General features: G+C 41.9%; 16 protein-coding genes. 4 read left to right on the forward strand and 12 right to left on the reverse strand.

The genetic code is table 11. The annotated features are described in order from the left end of the window. Positions 1-2: 2 nt before the first annotated feature. Positions 3-653, reverse strand: coding sequence for a cytochrome b N-terminal domain-containing protein (locus tag V5G28_RS19120; protein WP_332995500.1), 651 nt, complete (start codon positions 651-653; stop codon positions 3-5). Between the two features lie 114 nt (positions 654-767). Beyond that, positions 768-1,463: an esterase/lipase family protein gene (locus V5G28_RS19125; RefSeq protein WP_332995502.1), complete on the reverse strand. Its 696-nt coding sequence runs from the start codon at positions 1,461-1,463 to the stop codon at positions 768-770. A 727-nt stretch (positions 1,464-2,190) separates the two neighbouring features. Between V5G28_RS19125 and V5G28_RS19130 the strand changes: the two genes are divergently transcribed. After that, entirely contained in the window at positions 2,191-4,044 is a 1,854-nt protein-coding gene (locus tag V5G28_RS19130; protein WP_332995504.1) for a hypothetical protein, read from the forward strand. A 453-nt stretch (positions 4,045-4,497) separates the two neighbouring features. On the opposite strand, the gene petJ is transcribed toward V5G28_RS19130, so the two are convergent. The 9 genes from petJ to V5G28_RS19175 all read right to left on the reverse strand — a co-directional run bounded on the left by petJ (position 4,498) and on the right by V5G28_RS19175 (position 11,261). Next, positions 4,498-4,851: a cytochrome c6 PetJ gene (gene petJ / locus V5G28_RS19135; RefSeq protein WP_336231251.1), complete on the reverse strand. Its 354-nt coding sequence runs from the start codon at positions 4,849-4,851 to the stop codon at positions 4,498-4,500. 361 nt (positions 4,852-5,212) lie between these two features. Continuing rightward, positions 5,213-5,641 carry a plastocyanin gene (petE, locus tag V5G28_RS19140; RefSeq protein WP_332995506.1) on the reverse strand — a complete coding sequence of 143 codons (429 nt, stop codon included), beginning with the start codon at positions 5,639-5,641 and terminating at the stop codon, positions 5,213-5,215. Positions 5,642-5,909: 268 nt separating this feature from the next. Next, a complete protein-coding gene (locus V5G28_RS19145; RefSeq protein ID WP_332995508.1) occupies positions 5,910-6,161 on the reverse strand; it encodes a hypothetical protein in 252 nt (83 codons plus the stop codon). 94 nt (positions 6,162-6,255) lie between these two features. Continuing rightward, a complete protein-coding gene (gene psbV, locus V5G28_RS19150; RefSeq protein ID WP_332995510.1) occupies positions 6,256-6,747 on the reverse strand; it encodes a photosystem II cytochrome c-550 in 492 nt (163 codons plus the stop codon). 124 nt (positions 6,748-6,871) lie between these two features. Then, positions 6,872-7,087: a hypothetical protein gene (locus tag V5G28_RS19155; RefSeq protein ID WP_332995512.1), complete on the reverse strand. Its 216-nt coding sequence runs from the start codon at positions 7,085-7,087 to the stop codon at positions 6,872-6,874. Between the two features lie 196 nt (positions 7,088-7,283). Next, entirely contained in the window at positions 7,284-8,495 is a 1,212-nt protein-coding gene (locus V5G28_RS19160; protein ID WP_332995514.1) for an FAD-dependent monooxygenase, read from the reverse strand. Positions 8,496-8,680: 185 nt separating this feature from the next. Further along, on the reverse strand, positions 8,681-9,511 hold the full coding sequence (locus tag V5G28_RS19165) for a carbohydrate ABC transporter permease (RefSeq protein ID WP_332995574.1): 831 nt from the start codon (positions 9,509-9,511) through the stop codon (positions 8,681-8,683). A gap of 104 nt (positions 9,512-9,615) precedes the next feature. Beyond that, positions 9,616-10,266 carry a Uma2 family endonuclease gene (locus tag V5G28_RS19170; protein WP_332995516.1) on the reverse strand — a complete coding sequence of 217 codons (651 nt, stop codon included), beginning with the start codon at positions 10,264-10,266 and terminating at the stop codon, positions 9,616-9,618. A 158-nt stretch (positions 10,267-10,424) separates the two neighbouring features. Next, positions 10,425-11,261, reverse strand: a complete 837-nt coding sequence (locus V5G28_RS19175; protein WP_442994274.1) for a carbohydrate ABC transporter permease — start codon at positions 11,259-11,261, stop codon at positions 10,425-10,427. Between the two features lie 524 nt (positions 11,262-11,785). Here V5G28_RS19175 and V5G28_RS19180 point away from each other — a divergent pair. The 3 genes from V5G28_RS19180 (at position 11,786) to V5G28_RS19190 (ending at position 16,102) form a co-directional block, all read left to right on the forward strand. Then, entirely contained in the window at positions 11,786-12,985 is a 1,200-nt protein-coding gene (locus V5G28_RS19180; RefSeq protein ID WP_332995518.1) for a ScyD/ScyE family protein, read from the forward strand. Between the two features lie 287 nt (positions 12,986-13,272). Then, positions 13,273-14,514, forward strand: coding sequence for a ScyD/ScyE family protein (locus tag V5G28_RS19185; protein WP_332995520.1), 1,242 nt, complete (start codon positions 13,273-13,275; stop codon positions 14,512-14,514). Positions 14,515-14,800: 286 nt separating this feature from the next. Then, complete coding sequence (locus V5G28_RS19190) at positions 14,801-16,102, forward strand: ScyD/ScyE family protein (RefSeq protein WP_332995522.1); 1,302 nt, start codon at positions 14,801-14,803, stop codon at positions 16,100-16,102. Between the two features lie 145 nt (positions 16,103-16,247). Here V5G28_RS19190 and V5G28_RS19195 read toward each other — a convergent pair whose 3' ends face one another. Beyond that, entirely contained in the window at positions 16,248-16,787 is a 540-nt protein-coding gene (locus tag V5G28_RS19195) for a phycobiliprotein lyase (protein WP_332995524.1), read from the reverse strand. Positions 16,788-17,432: the final 645 nt, after the last annotated feature.

Here is a 17,432-nt window from a genome sequence, read left to right on the forward strand (position 1 = left end):
CGTTATCCTTCATTCAATTGTTGCTGTAGCTTACCAGTTTCCGGTATCGCTCCTTCTGCATACATTTTTTTGATTTGCCTTTCTTGCCACAACACACTCAATAAATGCACCACAGCTAGAACTAACGCAGCAACCGAGACGATATAACTGTGTATTGTGTAAAGGTGCTGGAGAGTTACGGTGCTAATCGCTCCACCACCAGTCAAAATGTCTCGCAACACAGAACCGATAAAAGGAATAGCTTCTATCGTTCCCAGCTCGATGCTAAAACGCCAAAATCCTTCTTGATCCCAGGAGAGGATCATCGCCGTCCAACCCAAGCCAATGGCACTTAAGGTAAATAAAATTCCACTTATCCAAGCAGTCAGCCAACTCTTGCGAAATTGTCTGCTGACAAACATGACTACGATTTGGATCAGGGCAATGACAACAACCGCGTTACCAGCAATCTGGTGTGCTTTGTGGAACAACCAGCCGTATGGCACTTCCGTATCAATCATTTTCAATGACTGGTAAGCTCTGCCTGCTGCTGGTTCGTAGTAAAACGACAACAAAATTCCAGTCGTCGCACCAATTAACGTCAGGGTGATAATAACTACCGATAATATCGTCGTTATTCGTCGCAGAATCACATCTGACCGAGTGTTGTGCATAACTGAGCGCTCCTATTCTTAACTCTTTATTTACTTTTATTACGAGTTTAACTAAGAATTATTAAGAATAGTTATTTTTTGAGGAGAACTTAAAACTCAATAGGTAACAATATTTTATACAAGATACTGCACCCAAGCTTGTAATGGTTCTGGTGAACCGTACCAGATTGGAGAACTTCTAGGGGAATGCTTGACTCCTTCAATGACAATATTGGACGCCCCCTTAAGATGAGCAGCTTCAATGGGTGTAATTCCATCACCCCAAGTATTACCGTTTCCGCAGGTTAACTGATAGCTACTGTAAGCAAGCCAACTCCCCCTGAGCCTTTGCCCAAAGATAGTTTTTCCGGCAACACAAACGTAGCGAACATTTGTGTAAAATGCTCCAGGATAGTTTTGATTCACAAAATCCAAATTCCAGCGCGTCCAGCGTTCTTGGCTGATATGAGGTGTACCCAAAGTGATTAGAGTCGCAACCAGAGGGTGAGCTTGCCATACAGATGATGTGACTTCACCGCGTCCTGAATAAGGCTTTTCTCCCAGGTAGATGCGAGAAAGCCAACCTCCTGCTGAGTGACCAATCAAGTTAATTTGAGGCGCATTGCATTGTAGCAATATCTGCTTAACTGTATGATCAAGTTGCCGCAAAATAGGCGTCACAGACCTTCCACCAAGAGTGGGTATCCAGTCACGCCGTCGTAGTGGTACCGTGACCGTAGGAAAACCCAACTGTTGCAAGGATTTTTCTAGTGGAAGGTAGGCGATCGCGCTTTCTAGATATCCAGGCAAAATAACTGTTGGTAATGGCATTTTTGATTTTGGATAAAGGTATTGTAAAAGTTGTCATGATCTGCAGGATATGCCAGTATTGAGACAAAGCTCGCAATAAGCTGCACAGCTTTGGCAATGTTGACTGCTCACCAGACATGACAACACTTCCATTTAGATAGAAGTCAAATTAGATAGAAGTCAAAGTGCAATTTATACCGAGAGATTCGTCGCTGCGCACGGCGGCATCGGTTTTGGGATAACCTTTGACAATCAGACAGTAACTGCCAATATGACCTGCAATTTATATAATCACAGAAGTAGAAACAGTGTTAGACTGGGCTGATGAGTGCGAAGTATGAAAATCAGTTGAGAATATGAGTAAGTTTGGCAATTGTTTCAGCGCGGGGAATGCCATAAAAGAATTAGATCGTGGAAGTAAGCCTACCACAGATGCTTGTCTAGTCAGACTTAAACCATTGGCAGAACTTGAAATTATCTTTCGTTTCACTTTTGATTTTTGAAAGTTATCACAAGCTAAATAATAAAAAATGATGAATTTGGAAGCATAGCGATACTCAAGTGCAACTGTTTAGTAGAATACCCGTCATTGGTGAAAAATATAACAAGTCTAAAAATTGGTATTCTTCCTGTTTCCAATTGCTGAGAGGAAGTTATTATTTGTAGAAGGGCGCTTCCGTTCTACTATTTATCTCAAAGATAAAATGACTAGATAACTGCAACCGAGCCGAGTGAACGATAAACAGCTATGTCCTACGTCTCCCTTCTGAAAAATATACCAGAATTCTTAAGCCAGCCTACTGGAATAGCAGCTATAGCATCTCTTGGGATTCACAGTGCGATCGCGTTCGTCCTGCCAATGGTGCCAATGGATTCCAAACCCAAACAGGAACTATCATCAAAAAGCAGCGTTGGACTTGTTGAATTAAGTCAGGCTGAAAAAAGCAGTCTGCCACAACCTGGCACACCACAACTCTCCTTACAACCCTTACAACCCCCAACACCTGTCTTACCACAAGTTCCGCCGATGAACTTGGCTAATCAATCAATTCCACCATTGCCGCCTATACCACCATCACCTAGTTCTACCGATCTCATATTACCCCCGCTTCCGAAAACAAATAACGTAGCCATTGCTTCCTTGCCTAAAAGTCAGTCTTTGCCAATTCTTTCTAAGAGAGATTTGCAACCTGCTCCACCCTTAATAAGTGCGAAAGTCAGACCGTTTACGCCTTATGTAGAAAAGGTAAGATTAGGGGAACCCAAGCCCTTGGAGTCTTCCAGAATTCCTTACAATGTGCCTCCGATACAAGCAGCTAACATACCTCAGGAACAGGAACTGGTTAACAACTATGCTCCTGTTTCTCCTGAACAGATGCCTGTTGCATCTTCGGCTGAAGGTGTCGCTCAACAAACGACTGAGCCTGTGGGTGTTGCTCAGAACCAGCAGCTCGTAACGCCTGTTGTCCAACCTCCACAAGTTGGCGATAATAGCATAGCTTTAAGAGGGCAAAACCTACCCCAATTGCCGCAAGGTTCCAATTTCCAAGCACCTAAGTTGCCATCACTCGTGCCTCAGTCACCTTCAGTTGTAACTGAGCAGTTGGCGTCGAAACCTAAAACTTTTGTGGAGCGTTTCACTGAAGCTAAAAACCAATATCCTAACCTAGAAACAAAACAACCCGTAGCTGCAATAGTTAATACTAAAGCGGCACAAGAAGGCAACGTTCAAGGTGATTTAGTTGTCAATGGTCAAGGTCAAGTTGAATCTATAAACTTCGAGAATAACTCGGTTCCATCTGACCTCAAAACAGAAGTTAGGGAATATTTCAGGGAATATTTCCAAAACAATCCTGCTCAGGCAAATGGCAAGCCCAAGTTTTACCCATTTAACATTTCCTTCAAGTCTAATAGCAGTAACATTTCTAAAACTCCTGCACCAGAACTATCAACCTTATCTCGAGTCAATCAAACACAATCAATCACTAAACCACAACAAAGCCTGATTCTACGTTTACGCTCAGGTGAGGGCAATTCTCAACCATCCAAAGAACCACAAAAAGTTAACCTAACTCAAGGTTCGCGTCCGGTTGAGGTCAATTCTCAACCATCCAAAGAACCACAAAAAGTTAACCTAACTCAAGGTTTGCGTCCGGTTGAGGTCAATTCTCAACCATCTAAAGAACCAGAAAAAGTCAACCTAAGTCAGCGTTTGCGTCCAGTGGAGATCAATTCACTACCATCTCCACAAAAAGTCAACCTAACTCAGCCTTCTGCTTCATCGTCAGTCAATCAACAAGTATCGCAAAGCAATCAGACTGCGTCTGCGCTGCAACCTGATCGAAAACAACAAACATCACGACAACAGGTGGTTATTAGACAGACGACGTCTTCTTCACAAAGCGATAAAGAACAACAAACATCACGGCAACAGGTGGTTGTCAGACAAAGTACGTCTGAATCGCCAACTAAAGAAGAACAAACTTCAAAAGCAGAAGTCAGTAGCAATCAGCCTTCTGCTTCTGTTGAAACAAGTAAAAAATTACTACAACAGTTGCGCCAAATTAGAGATCAAAGACAGGGCAGCAACCAAGAAAAATAAAACAGAATACAGAAGTCAGAACACAGAAGTCAGAATACATTTCCCGTAGGTTTTATAGCACTACGTGATTGTAGACTGCCTATAGAAGCGCGGGTATTAAAACCGTTTATTCATCCGCCCTATGGCTACGGCACGGCTGCGCCTGTAACGTGCGTCCTCATGCGCGGAGGCACGGGTATCTCCTCGCCTTGAGGCTGCGCCAACACCAGTTACCTGCTCCGGGAAACCCTCCCGCAGTACTGGTTCACCAGTCGTACAAAATCGCTAAGCTGGATTCTAACTCTTGACTCCTGAATTGTTTGTTTATAAAACAGTTGCATGAGAAATTGAGAATGTTTTTGTAGTAAGTGCTTACTACAAAGGAATAGCTGAACTAAAATTCTTTGAATTGCTTCCCAAGAAAAAAAACCCTCTGGGGTTCCAGAGGGTTTTCTTTTTCTCTTGGCAATTTTTTTAGCTATCTTGCCAGGCTTGTTCCGCTTTTTGGAAAACGTAAGCAGCGACTTCTAGAATCTCCTGTTCGCTTAACTTACTCTTGTATGAGGGCATAGCATTTTTACCATTTTGCACCTGGTAGATAATCGCTTGAATCGAGTCTGCATCATAATTCTCCAGGTACTTTGATAAAGCTTCCTTTTTCAAAGTTTTTTCAGCAATCAGGATGTTACCACCACCTATGTGACAAGAAGCGCAGTTAGCGTTAAAGATTTTGGCACCATTAGATACTTCGGCTGCAAATGCTAAATCAATAAATGTAAATTGGAACAGGGCGATCGCCAAGAAAACGACAGATAAAACTATTCTCAAGGGGTTCTCCTTACAACTAGCCTGCAGCCTAAAAAACCGTCTTCAGTAACTATTGTAAGGCTGCTAGAAGCCCTAAAAGAACTACTCTTTTATACAGTTGCCATCCCAAATGCTATTACCTTGTGATGCTTCAAACGAACTGTAGCTAATGCGACAATTTCTTTATTGAGTTCTATATTTTCTCAAAATTAGCGGTGACGAGTTTATCCTCCTGCATTGGGGCTAACATCTACAGAAGAGGATAGAACTTGTCACCGCCGATGACTCCTTATATTCACTATCCTCAGATTCGGGGATGTGACATTGGAGCATATTTCGCGTGCTTAGCTTTTGGAAATCCAGCTTGTGTCAACCGATATTTCTAGCTTTCAGCAGACTCAACAATGACTCGACCAATCATGCCAGCACCACGGTGAGGTTCGCAGTAGAAAGTGTATTCACCTGGAGCCGCGTCTGCTGGGAAAGTGGTTGTGGTTTTTTGACCGGGACTCATCAGCAACTGCTTATGAGACAGAGATTTGGCTAGATCCGCGCTCTTTGCGGGGTTTTTAGCGTTATCAAACACAACATTGTGGGGAGGAACTTTGTTGTTCACCCATTCAATTGTGTCGCCTGGATGAATTGTCAACTTATTTGGTTGAAACGCCAGCGCTCCTTTATCACTACCCATTTTTACAGTATATGTCTCAGCCGCTGCACTGGGGCTGAAAACTGCAAAGCTGCTAACAACTAAAAACATTGTTAACAATCCTAAACCCAAGCGCCGTAAACTTGACCCAACTAATTTCATAGCGTTCTCCTAACAGCAGGTTTTATTTCCCTTATTCCATTTTAAATAAAATTTAGCCCAAATATGACAATATGTCGTAGATGCAATTTTTTTTTAAACAATTGGTGAGCCATAGTATAGTTAAAGTGAGTGTAAGCAATCACTACTTGACTTGGATACAGAAAAATGTATACTGCTGAATAAAGAAAAAGATAACCAGTAAGAAAATAGATTTTTCTTCTTACTTAAGGAATACTTAATGACTTTTCAAAAATCTTGAGTTCTGTAACTAGCAGCCTTTGGCGCTGTTGTCAAAACAAAAGCAGCTAACTTTTCCACATCGTGTTGGAATAATAAACAAAGCAGCTATCTGAAAGAAAATAGAAATTTCTTCACTTCTATCATACGTCATAGGTTGTCGCATTAAACTAACCCATGCATCAAAATTATTTTCCGGATTAGCAGCTTTGAGTGTTGTCAAACAGAGCGAAGAATGCCAAGGGAGAAAATAGGTAATCTTAACCAGGAATAAAGTAGTCACTAGTCTCTAGCTACTAGTCTTTAGTGCCTATTTAAAAGCTCTAATGACTAATGACTAATGACTAGTGACTAATGACTAAATCATCAAATCGACTTTAGTAGTAAATTTTACCGCCACCCCATTTTTGACCGATAATCTTCGGTTGCAAGAGAATATGACCGGCGATCGCCTCCAAGTCATCATTGGTGAGATTTCTCATTTCTGTGAAAATATCTGCACTCTTCATGCTGGGATGTAATTCTGCAATCTCGTCTTCCCCGTCGTATGTAGTGGGGTTTTTGAGGTAGTCTACCAATCCTTCGATGTTGTTACGGTTTGGTGTAGCTAGGGCGAGTGATTCTGGATCGAGTCCTACGTTTTGGTTTGTCTTGGTGACACCCCCAGCATGACACTGGGCGCAAGCGTAGTTAAATAAGCGTTTGCCTTCCTTAACTTGTTTGAGGCTAAGGACAACGGTCTCACCATTCTCATTTAATGCTACCGTGCGGGTAGCTTCATCCAGTTCCACTGCAGTTGCGCTACCGACTATAAATTGAAACGTCAGCAAAACAGTAACCGCAAAAATGCCAAACAATCTTCTAAACATTTTTCCCCTTAACAATTTTGACGTTCAACACAGCTAAGATAACGATGCTCAATCTCATTCGTACTCATAGCTAATGGCTAATTATTCTTTGTCATTATCCATTAGCCAGAGTGCCAGACACCTGTTAGGTAACTTCGGTTTCCCCAACTGAGTTACTAGTATCTTCCGGGTCTTTTTCAGACACAATTTCGGAAATAATTGCCTTTGCATCCTCCAAAGCCAAACGGGTCTTAGGATTTTTATAGGCAATTAACAGTTTGTCACATATGGACAGCACCTTTTCCACAGAAACACTGTAGTCAGTCGCTATCTCAGCAATTGACAGATCCGCAAAACCCATAACGCTTCAGGTAGAGATTGAGCTGCTGTAATACCAATATCACGTCAGGAGTGCAATTTGTTCCCCAAAGTAACGGTGTCGGGGAATAGAGGGAAATCAATTCAAAATGTAAAACTATCTTATTAAAAATTGTTTTTTGAATGTTGACTTTTGAACGTTTTTACACTTTAGATCCTGACATACCGTCCCACACGCTTTAAACACTCAAATGTACCTGCGTTATACCCTGGCGCAGTTCGTGCTGTCGCTTCAACCAAAACTGCTGAATTATTTTACGAAGTAAAGGAGCAAGTTGAATCAACACCCAACGCATGAGTGCATTTTTTCGCAGTTGTTCGCCTTGTGCGGCTTCTTCCATTTGGAGTTGCTGAATGCGGATAATTTCTGGTTCACGTTCCGCTTGAATACGCGCTAGTGCTGCGTCAATCTCTTCGTGTGCAGCGCCTGCGTGAAACAGCGGTACAAGATGATTAGCGGCGACAATGACATCACGCAATGCGACATTAATTCCTTGAGCGCGGACGGGAGACATTGGGTGTGCAGCATCACCTAGAAGCAACACTCCTGGCGCGTGCCAGCATGGACAACGACCAACCACAACTGATAGCTTAATCGGAGTTTCGATGGTGTCTGCATGGCTACGGAAATGCTGTGCCATCCATGAGGGGGATAGCGATGCAAAAATTTCTGTCCAGTTCGCTTGCTTCCAGTCGGTTTTGTCGTCTGCTTTCTCATCTGCAAATACTGCCCAAGCCAAATGCAGTTTCCCTTCCTCTGCCCCATGAAAGATGCTAAATACGTGACCATCATTAACGATGGAACAAAATACATTGTCCGCTGCGAACCTGGGACTGGCAGCAAGTTTGAACCAGAGAACATCCACATTATTTGGCTGGGGTAGCAATTGTAACCCTGCCCGTTGTCGTACAACCGAATTCCGACCGTCTGTACCAATTACAATTTGAGCGGAAATTTCGCGTCCATCGCCCAGTTTCACACCTGCAACTCGATTATTGATCCACAATAAATCTTTTACAACAACACCTTGTATAAATTCAAATCCAGGGTAAGCTTGAGCTTCCTTAATCATTGCCTCAAGTAACGGCGGTTGCGACACCAGTGTACAGGGTTGAGGTGCACCCATTGGCTCTTCAACTCGAAACAACTGCTTTCCATCAAAAATGAACTCCCATGCATCGAACTGTCGATGAGGAATACGTTCCAGTATCGCGGATAATCCCATTTGCTCAAGTGCATCCAACCCACTCGGCATTAACGCTTCGCCGCGAAACACTCGATGAAAATCCTTCGCCGCCTCAATCAATGTCACTGCAATACCGCGTTTTACAAGAAGTAAGGCAAGTGCTGCACCAGTCGGACCTGCACCCGTAATTAAAATCTGTGTCATAACATTCCCCCTGTATTTATTAAACAAGACTGCACTCGTTAATGTTTATGAAAAAAAACCACAGATGTAGGCGTAAGCCGTGCTGTAGGCTACACAAATGCACACAGATAAATCATCTTTATGAGCAATGCCCACCCTACGATTTGTGGTTTAATATTTGAAAAGCGCTATAAATCTTCCATAACTTAACCCTTCCCTCCTGTAAACGTCACACTTTCAATAAAATACCGATTAAAAAATGCGTAAATAGCCAAGGCTGGCAAAGTAAACACCATTGAAGCCGCCATAATATAGTTCCAATAACTAATAAATTGACCTTTAAAAGTATTCAATCCTAAAGGAAGAGTAAACATTTCTGGCTCAAACAGAATAACTATAGGTAGCAAGAAATTATTCCAACTCCCCATAAACACAAAAACCGCCTGTGCTGCTAATGCTGGTTTTGCTAAAGGTAAAACAATATGTCGGAAAATGCCCCAAGTATTTAATCCATCCAATTGAGCAGCTTCTTCTAATTCCTTGGGGAAATTTACGAAAAACTGCCGCATCATGAAAATGAAAGTAGCATTGACCATGCTAGGAACAATCATTCCTTGATAAGAATTTAGCCAGCCTAAAGCTTTCAAAATTAAAAATGTAGGAATGAGTGTTATTTGTGCAGGTACTGCCAATACTGCCAAAATGAGGAAGAACCAGAAGCGCTTACCTCTAAAGCGCAGCCTTGCCAAGGCATAACCTGCCATTGAATTGAACAACAAGTTTAATAAAGTAACGCTGATGGCAATAAATACACTGTTGAACAGCCAGCGGAGAAACAGCGGTTCTTGGAAAAAAATTTGTTTGTAGTTGTCGAGAGTAAAGTTTTTGGGGAAGAAATTAGGTTCTCCGCTGACAATTTCAGAAAGTGGTTTAAATGATGCTGAAAGCGCCCACAAAAAGGGAATGAAGGTGATAACTGCATATAATGTCAGCAGAATGTATAGCAGCGCCTTCCAAGTTAAGAATAAACTTGTCATCATTTGAATAGTATGTTTGCTTAGGCTTAGGTTTCTTCTCATCATCACCCAGTTTCAAAGGATAAGAACTTATGAGTTAGGGTGTTCAACAACATAAACACACCTTAAATATTTTTGCTAATAATTTCTCTGACCCAAGCCCGAAAAGCTCTCATCGTTTTGTTTCTACCCACAGTTTTGCACTGCTGGAGATATTCAGGAATGACTTGCTGGAGGGGAAAATTAGGGAAGGTTGGGCTAGACGTAGACTCAATATATTTACCGTTTTGCAAAACATTAATTTGTAATTTGCTTTTTTCAAAGCGCCACAATTCGGGTACTGCTAATGCTTCATAGATACTAGGGTGAGTACGGGAAGATACATCAATTTCTAGCGCTAAATCTGGGGGCGGGTCTACTGTTAATTCGAGTCTGTCTCTGCCTCGAACGACTGCTTCATTTTGGATATAAAAACAGTTGTCAGGTTCGATGCCTTTGTTCATTAATTGATTTTTAAAAGTTGTAGAACCTAAAGGCAAAAATTCAATATCTAGTTCTTCAAGGAGAATTTCTACAAAGTTACTAATAAAGACTTTATTAATTTCATGCTCAGGTAATGGTGTCATAATTTCCAGCATTCCATTTTCATAGGCTACCCTGGCGGCACGATGTTCTCCTAATTCTTCTAGAATGGCTTCAAATTCTTGCCAACTCACATCTCTTAACAGTACTTTCTGTCCTGGTGGGACTTCTAATCGCTTCAGTTCTAATAACATTTTTGACTCCATTAAAAATAAACAGCTTTAAGCTACTCTCTTCGGTGGTCTAAGATTACCTATAGCCTATAGTGATTTACTCCTGTCTCTGTGTCCTCTGCGCCTCTGCGGTTAAAAAATAGGTATTCTTCTGGCGGGAAGGGAGTAAGAAGTTTGTATTAAATTTTTTCGCCTCCAAAAAATCGGCGTTGAACCACAGTGACAACAATAATAACTGCTGCCAGCAAAAAGGCGATCGCCGCTGCATACCCCATCTGCAAGTTACGAAATACAGCTTGGTATATCAGTAAAACTACGGTTAGAGTGGCGTTGTTTGGTCCGCCAGTGCCGTTAGAAAAAATGTAAGATTGGTCAAATAGCTGAAACGTACCAATCACTCCCATCGTTATCACAAAAAAGGTCACAGGTCTGAGCATGGGAATAGTAATATGGACAAACTGTTGCCAACCATTTGCCCCATCCAACTCTGCTGCTTCGTAGAGTGAACGAGGAATGTCCTGTAACGCCGCTAGGTAAATCACCATATAAAACGGTGCAGTTGACCAAATATTCATGATCATGATGCCTTTAAGCGCAACTGCTGGATCTCCCAACCAGTTGTAAGTAGGTAGCCCTACAAAAGCGAGAAAATCATTCAGCAACCCATTGGTGTTGTAAATCCACATGAAAATCAGCGTCAGGACGGCTGAAGAGGTGACTGTCGGCAAAAAGTAAAGGATACGCCACCAGTTTTTCCCGCGAATGCCAGAATTTAACGTCACAGCCAGAATTAAAGCTAGAACTGTTTGGCTTGGCACCACAATTGCAACGTATTGTGCTGTATTTCGTAAAGCAATCCAAACCCGTTCATCTTCAATCAGTCGCGTGAAGTTGCGAAAGCCAATAAATTCGTACTTAATACTGCCAAGAAGTTGAACTTTGTGGAAGGAAAGAAAAACAGCCCAGAGAATGGGTAGCACCACAAACATACCCAACACCAATATGGTTGGCGTCATAAACAGATACCCAGCCAAGTCTTCTGTTATGTTTGACTTGGCGTTTCTCCGTCGCCTTCTAGTTTCAATCACAAATGCACCTCCGAACTTATCCTGCACCAACATAGCTGTAGCGATCGCTGCTGCATGATTATTTATCGTAACTCCTGAGAGGAATGCATTGATTCCCAAACTATAGAGCGAGTTTTAGAGGTAGTATTTTTTAATTTCAGTAGATGAGCATAAATAAACTTTTTTCTTTTTTCTCAAAAATCACTAAAAGATTCTTAACTAAAAACAGAGAATATTTTTATTTTGCTTGAAAAGTAAAACTTTTTTTGAGAAAAAGCACCCTAACTAATACGCATATAAATGTATCCTTCTTGATAATTTTAAACAAATCTAAACAAAAATAATAGCTAAAGAAATATCAAGCTAATCAAAAGATTTCTCATTGTAATTGAGTAGTGATATTTTATAGCCTTTTGCACAAATGCACAATTTATCGAATCAAGAATCAACGTATTCTTGATTTCTAATTATTTATGTCTTTTCTGAAGAAATCAGCTTTTAGCTTTGCAGCTCTTACTTTTTGTTTTGCTGTTGTTCTTGAAACAAAACCAGCAGCTGCATCGTTTAGTGTCGTTGCTGACGGTCTTGATAACGTCAGGGGTCTAAGCTTTGGTCCTGACGGTAGTCTCTACGTCACAGAAGCAGGTGTAGGGGGAGATCAGCTATGTAGTGCATCATTTACTTTCCCAGGCCAGCAAGCTTGTATTGGTCCGAGTGGTGCTGTAACAAGAATTAAGGACGGTAAGCAAGAGCGTGTTCTCACAAATTTGCCGTCTTACGCATTATCACCCACTAGCAATCAGGGAATTGGCGCTAATGACATCCAATTTGATGCAGCTGGAAATCCTTACCTTCTCATTGGTCTTTCTGCTGGTGTAAATTACAACAATACACCCTTAAATTCTCCGAATTTTGGAGAGCTATATAAAGTTGACTTTAACACCGGTGCGTTGACAAGTATTGCCGATATTTCCAGCTATGAATTCGCCAAGGATCCGACTGTGCTTTTACCTAATGGTGCGGTAGGTAGCAATCCTTACTCTTTTACAATTGACGGTGATACTGCTTATATTGCAAATGCAAATAGGAACGAGGTTTTAAGTGTAAACCTTGATGGTAGTAATTTAAAGACACTTGTTGAGTTTCCCGATCAAACCCTCACTACTCCCACGCAAGAGATTAAATATCAAGCAGTACCCACAGGTGTCGCAATTGGTCCGGATCAGGCTTTATATGTCAGCCAGTTAACAGGTGTTCCGATCCCAGAAGGTAAAGCAAATATCTTTCGTGTTGGAGAAGATGGTAAAGCAACAGTTTATGCTGATGGCTTTACGCAGCTGACTGACTTGGGTTTCGATACTGAAGGCAATTTATATGCCTTACAATTTGCTAATCAGGCATTTTATAAGGGGAATTTGGATGGTTCACTGATCCAAATAGCTCCTGATGGAACTCGTAGAACTCTCCTTAGTGGTAATGGATTAGAGTCGGCTACTGCTCTGACTATAGGTCCCGATGGTGCTGTTTATGTTTCCAGTAAAGGCGATCGCCCAGTCGTTGGACAAGTCCTGAGGATTGATCCAAAAGCAATTCCCGAATCAAGTTCTGCATTGGGCGTAGTAGCGTTTGGTGCATTAGGAGTGGGTTCATACCTTAAACGCAAACGCAGATAAAGTTGGGTAAACTGCGGAACATAACTGCTTGTGTATCAATTTAGTTGCAGTTCAACCAGGCTTGACTAAAACAAAATTGAAAGAAATGTCAAGCCTATCAAAAGATTATTCATTGCATTCGGCATTCAGCATTCTATACGCTGTTACTAAAAATACAGATATAAACACAATTTTCATATTTAAAAAATAAGTCTCTGTATGAGGTTGGTACGCATTACCATCCTTACGGTAAATGTTTTTTTCAGTCAGTTAAAAAGCGACCTATAATTCTGACACCTGATTGCCGTATGCGTTTATCTTTACTTTCTAAATCAGCTTTTAGCTTTGCAGCTCTTACTTTTTGTTTTGCTGTTGTTCTTGAAACAAAACCAGCAGCTGCATCGTTTAGTGTCGTTGCCGACGGTCTTGATAACGTCAGGGGTCTTAGCTTTGGTCCTGACGGTAGTCTCTACGTCACAGAAGCAGGTGTAGGGGGAGATCAGCTATGCGCTCCATCCATAAATGTGCCAAACCAGATTGACTGTATTGGTACAAGTGGTGCTGTGACGAGAATTAAGGATGGTAAGCAAGAGCGTGTTCTCACAGGTTTGCCGTCTCGGGCATTATCACCCACTAATGTTCAGGGGATTGGTGCTAACGACATCCAATTTGATGCAGCTGGAAATCCTTATCTTCTAATTGGTCTTGCTGCTAATGTAAATTACAACAATACACCTTTAAATTCTCCGAATTTTGGAGAGCTATATAAAGTTGACTTTAACACCGGTGCGTTGGCAAGTATTGCCGATATTTCCAGCTATGAAATCGCCACAAATCCCAGTGGAATTTTTCCTAATGGCGACGTAGCTAGCAATCCCTATTCTTTTACAATTGCGGGTGATACTGCTTATATCGCAAATGCTGCCGGGAACGACGTGTTAAGTGTAAAACTTGATGGCAGTAATTTGACGAAAGTAATTGCCCTTGCTGGACAAACTATAACTAACCCCATCCCGCCAAGTCCTCATGCGCCGCCCAATCAAGTGCGAGAAATTGAAGTTGCATCGGTACCCACAGGTGTTGCGATTGGTCCTGATCAAGCTTTATATATCAGCCAATTAACAGGTGTTCCTTTCCCAGAAGGTAAAGCAAGTATCTTTCGTGTTGGATCTGATGGGAAGACAACAGTCTACGCTGATGGGTTTACGCAACTGACTGACTTGACTTTCGATACTGAAGGCAATTTGTATGCCTTACAGTATGCCAATCAGTCATATTTGAAGGGAAATTTCGATGCTTCACTGATCCAAATAGCTCCTGATGGAACTCGTAGAACTCTCCTTAGTGGTAATGGGCTAGAGTCGGCTACTGCTCTGACTATAGGTCCTGATGGTGCAGTTTATGTTTCCAGTAAAGGCGATCGCCCAGGAGTTGGACAAGTTCTGAGGATTGATCCAAAAGCAAAAGTTCCCGAATCAAGTTCTGCATTGGGCGTACTCGCGTTTGGTGCTTTAGGAGTGGGTTCGTACCTTAAACGCAAACACAGATAGAGGTTGGTCAACTGCGGAACATAACTGCTTGTGTATCAATTCAGTTGCACTTCAAGCAGGCTTGACTAAAATAAAACTGAAAGAAATGTCAAGCCTATCAAAAGATTATTCATTGCATTCGGCTTTCAGCATTCTATAGGCTGTTACTAAAAATACACATCTAAACACAATTTTCATATTTAAAAAATAACCATCTGTATGAGGTTGGTAGGTATTACCATCCTTACGGTAGATGTTTTTTCAGTCAGTTAAAAAGCGACCTATAATTCTGACGCCTGATTGCCGTATGCGTTTATCTCTACTTTCTAAATCAGCTATAAGCTTTGCAGCTCTTACTTTTTGTTTTGCTGCTGTTTTTGGAACGAAACCAGCGACAGCTGCATCGTTTAGTGTCGTTGCTGACGGTCTTGATAATGTACGAGGTCTGAACTTTGGTCCTGATGGTAGTCTCTACATCACAGAGTCAGGTGTAGGAGGAGATGGGCGATGCATTCCCGGACCTAGTTTGGAAGGTCTTAACTCATGTGCTGGTACAACTGGTGCGGTGACCAGAGTTAAAGATGGTAAACAAGAGCGTATACTCACAGGATTGCCGTCTATAGCATTAAGACCCGTCGGTGCTACGGGTGAAGGTCCTCAGGATATACAATTTGATGCAGCAGGAAATCCTTATCTTCTGATTGGGTATGGTGGTAATCCCACCATCCGCGATTTTCCAGAAAATTCCCCTGGTTGGGGACAACTGTACAAAGTAGACTTCAAAACGGGTTCGTTGACTAGTATTGGCGATTTTGCAAGATACGAATTGGCTAATAACGCCGATGGGGGAAATGTGCTGGATGTCAGCGGAGAAATAGCTAGCAACCCCTATGCTCTTGCAATAAAAGGTAACACTGCTTATGTCGTTGATGCTGCTGCAAACAACGTGTTAACTGTAGGGCTGGATGGCAGTAATTTGACTTCGTTTACTGTACTTCCCAAGCAAAAGATAGCTAATCCAGTCTTCCCAACGCCTGGACCAGGACAAGTGCTACCACCTGAAGCGCCATCTCCTGATCAAATACCAGATGAAGTTGAAATTGAATCAGTACCCACAGGTGCTGCATTTGATCCTGATGGTGCTTTGTATGTCAGCGAATATACGGGTTTTCCTTTCCCAGTAGGTGAAGCGCGGATCTTTCGAGTTGCATCTAATGGTGAAGTCACAGTCTACGCTGATGGTTTTACCCAACTCTCTGACTTAGAATTCGATGCCCAAGGCAATTTGTATGCCTTACAATACTCCAATGCACCCCAATGGTTGGGCGTTGCAGATGCTTCTCTGATCCAAATCGCCCCTGATGGCACTCGTACAACTCTTTTAAGTGGGAATGGTTTGGAGTCTGCTACTGCCTTGACAGTTGGTCCTGATGGTGCAGTTTATGTTTCCAGTAAAGGCGATCGCCCTGGGGTTGGGCAAGTTCTGCGGGTTGATCCAAAAGCTAAAGTCCCTGAACCAAGTGCTGTAATGGGTACAGTGGCATTTGCTAGTTTAGGGCTTGTTAGCTTTGTGCAGCGCAAGCGGAAACACCGGAAGGGGCTAAGTTAACAATTCAAAATTCAAAAATAATAATGTAGAGACGTAGCATGCTACGTCTCTACAGCCGTGTATTGTACTCGTATCGTCTTTCCTCCTTGTGTCTTTAGACCAAGGAGGAAACACTCAAGGGAGATTTTTAGATGAAAAATGCTTTCTAATCTATTCTCTTTTCCAAATATTGACCAATCATCAACTGTTCGCCAGCACGAGAGATAATAGATTGGCGCGTGCGGTATTTGCTGCCAATCAGCTTTAACTCTTCCTCAAACACTGAACCGTTGTATTCAGTCCGCAAACACAATGTTTTGGGGTTGGGGAAGTGATACTCGGCGGTGACAGGTTTGGTTGTGGCAAAACCGCGATCGCGATACAAAATATTTCCTAAAGCACCAAATAGCGTTGACCCTTTAGACTCTTTCCTTCCCGTTACAGTGTTCTCACTTTCCCAGATCACTTCAGCGCCACAGATCAAACTGACTGTATCAGGTAGACTGTGCATCTGAGCTAGCTTTTGCAATTCATCGCATCCCTGTGTCAAAAACCGAATGGTGATGAGACTCACCATTTCCTTGGTTTCTCCATCCGGTAATGTATAGTAGCGCCGTTCCGAATGCCACTTACCGACTGATTGTTGAAAAAACTCTGCCAGTAAAGATTCGTCAGCAGTTTGTGTCAGTTTGATCTGTGATGTCACTGGTATCCTTCCTCACGTAAAGTGAATTTATCATCGGGTCTGAGACTAACTACACTATTTGTGTCCCTAATACCAGATATCGTTACTTTTCTTAAGATTATCTTTATTTTACGAGAAGTGCTGATAGTTTTGCTACAATAGTAAAAATAAGTATTTTTATTTTTTTAACAACCATCTTAAGTAAGAAACCAAGACTGAGAAATTTGGTTTCTCCAACTTATGAAATATTGCAGTTGTTGGAACCTATAGACAGAAAGACTCGTCTGTATATATAAACCTTGCTTCCGCAGACATGATTTCTTGTCTTGCTGACTACCCATTGGTCAGCTGCCTTCTGCGTGTCTAGGTCTGTAAAGTTGCCCTTGCAAACGACATGAGATAGCTGACCCTGAGGCAGAGTCAAGGAAAATTAAAAAATAGTTATAATAACTTCAAGAAAAATTGCACGACTTTACGTAAAAATCGCTTTGTCCGGCAAAACTGCAGGAGGTAAAAAGGGCATTTGTCCTCTTTATGTATTAATTGTATGAACGTTTACTTAGGATGCTAAGTTTTAGAGAATCGAATTATTGTCTGAACCCAAAACTGCCCTAGCAGGAGTGTGAGTAGGTGGTTTTGGAAGGAAATCAGCAGCTTAAAGTACCA

The sequence above is a fragment of the Scytonema sp. PRP1 genome, assembly GCF_036697665.2.
GTDB classification, from domain to species: domain Bacteria; phylum Cyanobacteriota; class Cyanobacteriia; order Cyanobacteriales; family Nostocaceae; genus Kalymmatonema; species Kalymmatonema gypsitolerans.

Coding starts and splice junctions, on each gene's coding strand:
- V5G28_RS19120 (WP_332995500.1), bottom strand. CDS start 653: ATGCACAACACTCGGTCAGATGTGATTCTGCGACGAATAACGACGATA.
- V5G28_RS19125 (WP_332995502.1), bottom strand. CDS start 1,463: ATGCCATTACCAACAGTTATTTTGCCTGGATATCTAGAAAGCGCGATC.
- V5G28_RS19130 (WP_332995504.1), top strand. CDS start 2,191: ATGTCCTACGTCTCCCTTCTGAAAAATATACCAGAATTCTTAAGCCAG.
- petE (WP_332995506.1), bottom strand. CDS start 5,641: ATGAAATTAGTTGGGTCAAGTTTACGGCGCTTGGGTTTAGGATTGTTA.
- psbV (WP_332995510.1), bottom strand. CDS start 6,747: ATGTTTAGAAGATTGTTTGGCATTTTTGCGGTTACTGTTTTGCTGACG.
- V5G28_RS19155 (WP_332995512.1), bottom strand. CDS start 7,087: ATGGGTTTTGCGGATCTGTCAATTGCTGAGATAGCGACTGACTACAGT.
- V5G28_RS19160 (WP_332995514.1), bottom strand. CDS start 8,495: ATGACACAGATTTTAATTACGGGTGCAGGTCCGACTGGTGCAGCACTT.
- V5G28_RS19165 (WP_332995574.1), bottom strand. CDS start 9,511: ATGACAAGTTTATTCTTAACTTGGAAGGCGCTGCTATACATTCTGCTG.
- V5G28_RS19170 (WP_332995516.1), bottom strand. CDS start 10,266: ATGTTATTAGAACTGAAGCGATTAGAAGTCCCACCAGGACAGAAAGTA.
- V5G28_RS19175 (WP_442994274.1), bottom strand. CDS start 11,261: ATGACGCCAACCATATTGGTGTTGGGTATGTTTGTGGTGCTACCCATT.
- V5G28_RS19180 (WP_332995518.1), top strand. CDS start 11,786: ATGTCTTTTCTGAAGAAATCAGCTTTTAGCTTTGCAGCTCTTACTTTT.
- V5G28_RS19185 (WP_332995520.1), top strand. CDS start 13,273: ATGCGTTTATCTTTACTTTCTAAATCAGCTTTTAGCTTTGCAGCTCTT.
- V5G28_RS19190 (WP_332995522.1), top strand. CDS start 14,801: ATGCGTTTATCTCTACTTTCTAAATCAGCTATAAGCTTTGCAGCTCTT.